At 32.2% G+C, this 10,158-nt stretch carries 9 protein-coding genes; all 9 read left to right on the forward strand.

Translation table 11 applies throughout. The features are described 5' to 3' along the window. The first annotated feature begins 103 nt into the window (after positions 1 to 103). The 9 genes from NE054_RS00690 (at position 104) to NE054_RS00730 (ending at position 10,123) form a co-directional block, all read left to right on the forward strand. The gene (locus NE054_RS00690) at positions 104 to 1,729 is read left to right on the forward strand and encodes an IS200/IS605 family accessory protein TnpB-related protein (protein WP_345780594.1); all 1,626 of its coding nucleotides are present in this window, start codon (positions 104 to 106) and stop codon (positions 1,727 to 1,729) included. A 9-nt stretch (positions 1,730 to 1,738) separates the two neighbouring features. Then, positions 1,739 to 3,322, forward strand: coding sequence for a proton-conducting transporter membrane subunit (locus NE054_RS00695; RefSeq protein ID WP_297887169.1), 1,584 nt, complete (start codon positions 1,739 to 1,741; stop codon positions 3,320 to 3,322). 18 nt (positions 3,323 to 3,340) lie between these two features. After that, positions 3,341 to 3,904, forward strand: coding sequence for a hypothetical protein (locus NE054_RS00700; RefSeq protein WP_297887171.1), 564 nt, complete (start codon positions 3,341 to 3,343; stop codon positions 3,902 to 3,904). A gap of 19 nt (positions 3,905 to 3,923) precedes the next feature. Then, entirely contained in the window at positions 3,924 to 4,898 is a 975-nt protein-coding gene (locus tag NE054_RS00705; protein ID WP_297887174.1) for a sodium-dependent bicarbonate transport family permease, read from the forward strand. 2 nt (positions 4,899 to 4,900) lie between these two features. Continuing rightward, positions 4,901 to 5,194, forward strand: coding sequence for a P-II family nitrogen regulator (locus NE054_RS00710; protein ID WP_297887176.1), 294 nt, complete (start codon positions 4,901 to 4,903; stop codon positions 5,192 to 5,194). Positions 5,195 to 5,213: 19 nt separating this feature from the next. Further along, positions 5,214 to 8,045, forward strand: a complete 2,832-nt coding sequence (locus tag NE054_RS00715) for a putative inorganic carbon transporter subunit DabA (protein ID WP_297887179.1) — start codon at positions 5,214 to 5,216, stop codon at positions 8,043 to 8,045. Between the two features lie 36 nt (positions 8,046 to 8,081). Beyond that, on the forward strand, positions 8,082 to 8,318 hold the full coding sequence (locus NE054_RS00720; protein ID WP_297887182.1) for a ferredoxin oxidoreductase: 237 nt from the start codon (positions 8,082 to 8,084) through the stop codon (positions 8,316 to 8,318). Between the two features lie 19 nt (positions 8,319 to 8,337). After that, positions 8,338 to 8,907: a carbon monoxide dehydrogenase beta subunit family protein gene (locus NE054_RS00725; protein WP_297887184.1), complete on the forward strand. Its 570-nt coding sequence runs from the start codon at positions 8,338 to 8,340 to the stop codon at positions 8,905 to 8,907. Positions 8,908 to 8,992: 85 nt separating this feature from the next. Beyond that, entirely contained in the window at positions 8,993 to 10,123 is a 1,131-nt protein-coding gene (locus NE054_RS00730) for a transketolase C-terminal domain-containing protein (RefSeq protein ID WP_297887186.1), read from the forward strand. The last annotated feature ends 35 nt before the right edge of the window (positions 10,124 to 10,158 follow it).

Genomic DNA, 10,158 nt, shown 5'->3' on the forward strand with positions numbered 1-10,158 from the left:
TGACAAAAACTATACAAAATAATACATTATTAGACAGTGAGAATAGAAAGCTACTAAGTGTACAAAAACTAAACTGGAAAAGGTAAGAAAAGGAGACACTACCATGATAACCCTTCAATGCCAACTGGAACTCTCCAACCAAGACAAGGAAATCCTATTATCTCTTATGCGTAAATTCTCCTCCTGTATGAGATATGCATACAACAGATTGTTAGAAGGTAATGATAGAAAAAACCTCAAAAAAGAATTACAAACTATATTTAGTATAAACTCAAGATATGTAGATGATGCTATCCTAAAAGCCCAAAATGTTATAAACTTATGTAAAGAAACAAATCAAAACCCTAAAAAAGTTATATTCGGTGGTAGAAAGTTATTTAACAAGTTAAAGAAAAACCATCTCAATGGTAAAAGAAGACAAAAACTAAAAAAACAGTGGAAAGAAAAAAGATTATCTCTCTACTCAAGAGGAGATAAAACCAAGTCTGGAAATCTAAACCTAAGATTGATAAAAGAAAATGATAACTGGTATTTAAGAATAAACACAGGTAATAGACAATGGATAAAAGCCAATGTTATAAGAAACGTTAAAAGACAGAAAGATAAATGGATAGACTTTATATTCAAACTTACAGAAGCGGAAATTACAGGTAACTATTTTCCATATTCCGTTGAGATAAACATAAAACAAGGAAAATTTTATGCAAACATCAGTTATGAAGAAACCATACCAACTGTAAAGTACACAAAAGAAAAAGGTATAATAGGATTAGACATAAACGCTTCACCATTTCATATAGCTTTAGCAAACGTTAGCAAAGATGGAAATCTAATAGGTTATAAATCAATAAGCCTACATGAACTGATAGGTAAGAATAAAAACCAAAGAGAATACCTACTATGGCATATAGCCTATCAAGTTATAAACTATGCAAAAGAAAATGAAAAAGCTATAGCGGTAGAAAGACTAAAGAAAATACCAAAAGGTTATAGAGGAGATGGAAAAGGAAAGTTAAGAAAAATATTTCAGCAGTGGAGTTATAAATCACTACTAAACAAAATAAAAGTATTAGGACAAAGAAACGGCATACAAGTAATTGAGATAAATCCAGCCTACACAAGCGTAATAGGAGCATACAAATACTGTCCACAACACAATATAGACAAAGACATAGCAGGAGCATATGTAATAGGAAGAAGAGGATTAGGATACAAAGACAAAATACCAAAGAACTACATAAAATTGTTAAACAGTAAAGAATACTTGCAATACTCAATTTTAAAGTTAGAGGAAAAGCAAGAAGAACTCAAAGGATATTTACAGGAAGAAAGAAACATCTATAAAACAAAGCCAATAAAACAAGAGATTAAAAGCATAGACAAAGATATTAAGTTGTTAAAAAACCTTAACAGCAATCCAAAGGCAGGGCAGCAGGTCAACCGATGGAAGGAACCTGTGAGAGAGGAGTATAAATACTCTTACAAACTTTGGAGAGTTGTTAAGGTAGCCCTTGGTATTCCTATTCTTGGTAAATCTTTTAATAGGGATTTATCTCTGCTAAGGACAATCTTAGTGGATTGGGATAGGATATCAAGAAGGTTAGCTCCTGTGCTTGGTGCAGGGGCTATGGTTAGCCTAATACCGCCTGCAGACCCTCAGGCTAACCTGAAATGGCGGAATACAAATAGGTCTGCCTCAAGCTGTGTCAATTTTACACAGTTTGTGTAACCAGGTTTTATGAATAGTGTAGTATTCTTAATTCCTTTTATACCTTTAGTTATAGCTTTGCTTATTCTTTTTATAGACTACAAAAAGGTTATTCCAAAAATAAGTATATTCTTTTCTTTACTTATAGCCGGGTTGAGTATATACGGTACATTTCAGCAATTTAAATACAACACTCCAATAATATCGGAAAATAAACTTTTAAGTTTCGATAGATTATCTTCAATACTTACTTTGTACGTTGCTATTTTAGGAATAATAATTAGAAAGTACTCTTACAAATACATGTGGGATGAACCTGGCTACAAAAGATTTTTTATTTTACTTAACTTTATATTTAGTTCGATTTACTTTTTATTGATGGCAAATCACATATTGATTATAATGTTAGCATGGATAGGTTTAAGCTTGTCTTTGTTTTACCTTTTATCTTTTCGCTCTGACTCAAAATCAGCGGTATATTTTGGAAGTTTGGCTTTTTGGTTCCATAGGTTAGGTGATTTATTTTTTATAATTTCGATGGTATTGATTGTTAGAAGGATGGATAATCTGTATTTGTCAGATTTGAAAAATCTTTGGCTTTCTTCCATTAACTTAGACTTAGAATTAGCTGCCATTTTTCTCGTTTTAGCAGCAATGTGTAAATCATCGATAATACCGTTTCATTTTTGGTTACCATACACTTCAGAAGGTCCAACACCTGTTTCTGCATTAATGCACGCAGGTATTGTAAACGTAGGAGGAATAATTTTAAACAAATTTGCCTATCTATTTTTACATACAGAATACGCCTTAAATATAGCATTTATTTTTGGTCTTATTACCGCAATTTTAGCATCTATGATAATGTTAACTATTCCAGATGTTAAAAGAGCTTTAGGATACTCAACCGTTGGTCAAATGGGATATATGATTATGGAAGTAGGTGTAGGAGCATTTAGCTTGGCTATATATCACCTTATGGTACACGGTATTTTTAAAGCTACGTTATTTTTAGAATCCGGAAACGTTATTCATCAAGCAAGAAAAGAACCTAACATCACTAAATCATTTTCTTACAAAGTCTTTTTAGAAGAAGAAAGAAAATTTAACAAAAATTTTCAATTTTTAATAGGAGTAGTTGTTTTAGCTTTAGTTTTACTTACAGTTATAGAATTCCTATCTAAAAAAGATTTATCAAATTATTATGCAGCTTTGGTATTTTTAGCTTTTGGATGGCTTACAAGTTTTCAACTCTTCAACTCATTTTTTAAAGTTTCTAAAGAACAATCCTTAGGAATCTTAATATCGTTGGTAGCTTCGTTTACATTAATAGTTATAATATACTCCTTCATAGGTTTAGCTTTTGAAAATTATCTATATGGAGAAAACTACAAAAAACTTTTTGAAGCAGCCAACTTATCTTTTGGACTTGTTTCTGTTGCAATTTTATTTTTAATCCTGACAGCTGTTGTAATGTGGGCTTTATCTTACTATTCCAATTATGGAGAAAATGGAAAAACTAATCTAAAAAATAAAGTAATTCTTGTTTACCGCATTTTGTATGAAGAACTTTACTTAAGAAAACTATTTTTATCCTTGTTTAAGATGAGATAAAAAAATGAGGAGTTGTAAATGGAGATTATGTATATACTCTATGGATTACTGTTGATTGTATCTACCATTTTGTCTCTAAAAATTGTTAAACTATATCAAATTTTTGTACTACATTTTGTAATAAACTTTTTAGCAGTTTTACTACTTCAATCCCATAAAGATTTGTATGGATTAGGTCTAATATCCACATACATAACTTTTTTTGTTAGCATTAAATTTCTAAAAGATAAATACAATGTAGATACAATTTATAGTATAGAAGGTTTAGTTCATAAAATTCCGTTATTTTCCTTTATATTCAGAGGTGTTACTTTAATGTTAGGTTTATTTCCACCTTTCCTACACTCTAACATAGTTTACTTAAACTTACTTACATCTAAAAATAACGTTGTAGTTTTGGATTTAATACTTTTGCTATTATTTGATTTTATCGTATTCATGAGGTTAACTAACAACATAATATTTGGAAAACCTAACGATAAAATCGTATATATAGATATTTCAAAGTTTTATAGTTTTTTCTTGATACTACTGCTAATTTTAAATATCTCTTTGGGAGTTTACATTTTACTTAACATTTAAATAAAGGAGGTTTAAATTTATGAGTGTAGATTTACTACTTCAAAATGTACTTAATCCACCAATACTGTTTTTCTTCTTAGGTGTTCTTTCCGTATTTTTAAGGACAGGTCTTGATATTCCTCAACCTCTACCAAAGTTTTTTTCATTGTACCTTCTAATAGCAATAGGATTACACGGTGGATATGAACTTGCGAAGAGTGGTATAGATTCATACGTTTTGAAAGTCTTACTTCTTGCTATGTTGATGGCTATTTTGGTGCCTATATACGCCTTCTTCATACTTAGAATCAAATTGGATGTTTTTAACGCAGTTGCGATTGCAGCTACCTATGGTTCTATAAGTGCTGTAACCTTTATAACTGCTTCAAACTTTTTACAGTCTTTGGGAGAAAACTATGGTGGTTATATGGTTGCTGCCATGACTTTAATGGAATCTCCGGCGATTGTAATAGGTTTAATTTTACTAAGTTTATTTGCGAAAAGAGAAGAAAATGAAAAATTAGAATGGAGAGAAGTTATCAGAGAGTCATTCTTTAACCCTTCCGTGTACCTTTTGATAGGTGCTTTAATGATAGGATTCATCACAGGTGAGAAAGGATGGAAAGTTGTAGACCCTCTTTTTGGTCAGTTGTTCAAACCTATGTTGGCATTTTTCTTACTTGATATGGGTATAGTGGCTGCAAGAAGGTTAGGAGATTTGAAAAAGGTTGGATGGTTTTTAATAGCGTTTGCTGTTTTCATACCTATTTTAAACGCTGTCGTTGCGATTTTGATAGGTAGTTTTGTAGGTATGAGTAAAGGAGATGCTTTTATGTTTGCGGTTTTATGTGCAAGTGCTTCCTACATAGCTGTTCCAGCTGCTATGAGGTTGTCAGTTCCTGAAGCAAACCCAAGTATCTATGTTACAATGGCTTTAGCGGTAACATTTCCATTTAACATATCTGTAGGTTTACCTTTTTATTATTGGTTATTAAACTACATTTGGGGGGTATAACCATGAAAAAGATGAAAAAAATCGAAGTAGTAATCGACACTCTACACATTGAACATCTAACCAACCTTCTGGATAAAAAAGGGTTTTCAGGGTATACGATAATAAAAGACGTTTATGGAAAAGGAGAAAGAGGATTTATGTCAGGAGATGAGCTTACAGATGTTTTTAAAAACAGTTATCTTTTTACAGTATGCGAAGAAGAGAAAATTAAAGAAGTTATTGAAGACTTAAGAAAACTTTTAAAAAAGTATGGAGGAGTTTGCTTAATTTCAGATGTTGAGTGGTTGATTCATTAAAAATATAGATGGAGGAAAAATGAAAACCGCTGTACTCAAAGAAGCTTCAGAATTCTTACCTAAATACTGGCCATTAACAATGTTTGTTTATCACAACCCTTTACACGAATTTGAAAACATGCACTTTAAAGAAGCTTTAAAAGTAGCTCAGGATTTATTTGATGCTAAAGTTTACATGCCATTTTCTTACTATGTAGACCTTTATAGAGAAGGAAAAGTGAGGAAAGATATCCTTCAGCAAAATATAGATGCTTTCCTTAACAAAAACAATCTACAGATTAGTAAGTACAAAGTAAGAAAACTTATGGTAGATATAATGCCTACGTGGGACGAATTCAAGGAAAACAGTTATAGAGAAACAACACAGACACCACCAAAAGATTTGAAAGAAAAAATAACAGCTGACAAAGGATTTTCAGATTTAGATAATCTATTAGAAAGATACATACATAAATACACTTTTAGCCAGATTTTAGATGTAGTATTAGACCAAAATATATATGAAATATTTTATAATGATGCTATCGAGTTTGTTTCAAGGTTCTTAGATGAAGGTCAAACAAACTTACCACTTCCTTTTAGGGACTTAGGATACTGGAACTGCTTTACCTTACACTACAATGTAGATAAATCTATGGAAGAAATTTTGGAAGATTTTGAAAAAACAATAAATCCCCCTGATTTTAAGAAATATGCCATGAGAATGTACATAAACTTTTTTGGTTGGAGTAGCTTTATAAAATTTAGAGAATCAAATCCATTTTACCCTTATCAAGAAGAATACCCTATATCATTAGAAGAATTTGGTGCAAGCCTTTTTTACATTGAAAAATTCTATCTTGAAAAGTTAAACAAGTCTAATATCAAAAATTATTTTGATTTTATAGATTTTTATAAAAAAAATAAGGAGTTTGTTATTTTAAAAATACTAAAGGATAAAAACATCCTTTCTCCAGAGTTTAAATCTAAGTTACTGACTTCTAAAGATTACGCCTCAACATTAAACCAATTTATAGAAAAGGAGGTAGAAAAAGAAGCAAAAGCTGTTATTAACTTATCTAAAAATCTTTTTGAAGATGAAGATTACCTAAAGATTTACGATTTAGTGAAAAAAATAAAAGAAGAGGAAGGATACATCTGGATAAAATCTTTAGAAGAATCTTATGCATTTTCGTATGGTAAAGAATTTTTAAAAGTTTATGAAATAGAAGAAAATCCAAAGGCTTTTGCAGTATTTTGTGTAGATGTAAGGTCAGAAGCTTTTAGAAGAAACTTAGAAAGAATAGATAACTATAAAACTTTTGGAGTAGCCGGATTTTTTGGAATAAAAATGGCCTTGATAGAGTTCGATAAATCTCATGAACTTCTTTTATGTCCTGCAATGGAAGTTCCAGAACGAGTAATTTTAGAAATCCCTCAACAAAAAACAGGAGAGTACGAAAAGAGAAAAAACATCATCTCATCTCTAAAGAAAACTTTAGATAAACTAAAGAACAATCCTTATACACCATTTTTTACCGTTGAGTCTTTTGGTTGGTTGTTTGGTTATAATCTTTTTGGTAAAACATTGTTTCCAAAACTCTTATCAAAAGTAAATCAAAAAATAAAACCTCTTCCTCCAAAGACATCTTACTTTTTAGAGAAACTATCGGCTGATGAAATAGAAAAATACACTGATAGATTCATCATGGAAAAAATAGCATCAGCTTTTGAGAAAGAAAAGATAAAATTTAGTGAAGATGACCTGAAAAAGGTGCTGGAAAGTATAAAAAACAACTTCCAAATTCAAGAAAAATACAGTAAAGTTCTTCAAAAATATAAAATAAACAAAGATTACTATGATTTAATTTATAAAAAGTTTTCAGAAGTAGGTTTTACCTTAGAAGAACAAGCAAAGTTAGCTGATAACTTCTTGTCTTTGATAGGTATGGTTGATGGTTTTCCAGAATTTGTACTACTTGTAGGTCATGGCAGTGAGTCGGATAACAACCCTTACGAATCCGCTTTGGATTGTGGAGCCTGTGGAGGTAATTCCGGATACCACAACGTAAGAGCTATGTGTTCTATTTTAAATAAAAAAGAAGTAAGAGAGTTGATGAAGATAAAAATTCCAGAAGAAACAGTTTTTATTCCGGCTTCTCATAACACGACAACAGATGAGGTAGAATTTTATGATGAAACGATTCCCAAAGGTAAAGAAAAAAAATGGCAGGAAATAAAAAATGACTTTTACAAAGCATCTAAAAAAACAAGAATAGAAAGATTATCCATACTACCGTATGCTGATACAGAAGATGATATTGTAGTAAGAGCGATAGATTGGTCTGAAATGAGACCTGAATGGGGTTTATCAAAAAATGTTGGTGTGTTTGTAGGTAAGAGAGAAACCTCTATGAATTCGGTATTAAGTAACAGATTTTTCATGCATTCTTACGATTACAGATTGGACCCAGATAACACTATCCTAAAAAGAATACTCAATGGTCCGTTTTTGATAGCTCAATGGATTAACGCTGAATACTATTTTTCAACGGTAGACAATGAAAAATTTGGCTCTGGTTCAAAAGTTTACCATAACGTCGTATCAAGGTTAGGAGTTTTCAGTGGGAACTATTCTGACTTAAGATTGGGATTACCTTATCAAACTGTGTATTACGAAGATAAACCTTTTCATGAACCTATAAGGCTTGTAGTATTTGTTGAAGCACCTTTGGAAAAAGTGATAGCTGCAGCTTCTGAAACAGAGCATCCTATGACCTTATTAAAAAATGAGTGGGTAAGATTAGTAGTAATTGATAGAGAAAAAAATAAGTTATTTTTACTTTCGGATGGTAATTTTGTAGAATTGTGATATAATGTTAACAAAGCTTAACAGGAGGTTATTTAAATGTATTATGTTGCAGAAGTTATAAATGATGAATGTACTAAGTATAAGTGTAATCAATGTACTCTGTTTTGCCCAGAACCAAACACTTTGATGTACGTAGATACACCAGATGAAAGACACGCTTTTGTATTTGCTAACAGATGTAAAGGTTGTGCATTGTGTGTATACGTCTGTAATAATTTGTTAAAGAGAAACGCTATCCATATGATAATGCCAGAAGTTCATTCAACAACGTAAATTTTTAGGAGGTTATATCATGGCAAAATTAGGACCAATGGGATTTTCACCTTACCCTGTTGCAGTTACAGATAAAGTTTTAAATCCACCACCAGGAAAAGCTTTACTTTTTGATGAAATTGTAGATGAAGAAATAGCGATGAGAGAAGCGGCAAAGGCTATGCTAACTAGAGAAAATCCTACCATATTCCCTGGACCACAGGTTTTGTATGCTTGGAGTGAAGATGCAAAGAAAAAGGCAAGACAGATAAAAGAACTTGCTAATATTCTTGGAGCAAAAATAATCCCAATGTACGATTACAGACCAAAATATCCAAAGATAAATCCAGAGGTTGAAATAAACCCTAACCATCCAAATCTCACCATTTGGCACAACAACATTAAAGCGTGTATATTTATAGGAGTTCACTGTCACTATGCAAACGTCGCTTTAAAGATTATTAGAGCGGAAACAGACTGTTTTACAATAGCAATGTGTAGTATGGAAGGACACGAAGATGCTATGATTACTCTTAGAGACCAGCATCCAGAAGAATTGGAAAAGTTTATCGAAATTGCCAAACAAGTTAAAGCTGAGTTAGGTAAATAAGATAGTTATTTAATGATATAAATCATTGTTTTAATTGGTATCCAAATTGATTATTTTTTAGTAAAAATTTAGGAGGTTTTTTACCATGTCTAACTTATCAACCGACGTAAAATACAATAAATCAGGTCAAAAAATAGTTTCACCAGATTACCTACTTTTTGAAGCTCCAAGGGAAAAATTTTTTATGACTGGTTCTGAAGCTGTTAAGGAAGCTGTTAAAAGAGCTACTGTAGATGCATCTGTATCTTATCCAATAACACCACAATCTGAAGCGGCTCACTTGATAGGTGAACTTTGGGTAGAAGGTTACGTTGGTGTTTATTTTAGAGGTGAGTCAGAATTTGGCGTTATGTCGGAAGTAGCTGGTTGTGCTCTTGCAGGAGCAAGAACAATAACGACAACTTCCGGTCCAGGAACTTTGAGGGCATTTGAAAACTTCCCTATGTGGGCAGGGACCAGAATACCTGTTCAACTTGTGTTGATGGCAAGAGGTGTAAATGCACCTTTATCAATACAGCCTGATAACTTGGAAGTCGGTTTTCTACTTGACACAGGATGTATGATTTGGTACGCTGAAAACGCTCAAGATTTGTTTGATATGATTTTAGCCGGGTTTGTTGTTGCAGAAAAACCAGCTGTACACGTTCCAATTATAACTGTGGTAGATGGATTCTTTGTATCTCATACAAGAGAAGCTATTATGCTTCCACCAGAAGATATAGCTCTTCCACCATACGACCCGAAAAAAGCACCTATGCCAGTAATAGACTTAGAAGTCCCTCCAGGTAGATTCTTAAGAGACCCATTTGTCATGAAATCAAACTATATATCTTATGCTACACACGCAAGCTGGCAGTTTGAGGTAAGAGCAGCAATAGAAAGGTCTAGACCTTACGCTAAACACTACCTTAGAGGATTAACTGAAGAGTTTGGAAATCCGGATGCGGAAATAGTGTTTGTTGCTGCGGGAACAGCTGCATCTCAAGCAAAAGAAGCAGCCAGGTTATTAAAAGATGAAGAAGGAATAGATGCTAAAGTTGTTAAACTAAAAACAATTAGACCATTCCCGTACGAAGAATTAAGAGCAGCTGTAAAAAATGCAAAGTATATATTTGTTCCTGAGTTTAACGTTGTAGGATGGATGGAAAGGGAAATTACAAAATGGTTATATGGATACTCTGATGCAACAGCGTTTTGGTTTCCAAATAAAGAGTGAACTGTGTGCATCGCAATGTGTGGGAATACAAGTGA

This window comes from Sulfurihydrogenibium sp., assembly GCF_027448985.1.
GTDB lineage: Bacteria > Aquificota > Aquificia > Aquificales > Hydrogenothermaceae > Sulfurihydrogenibium.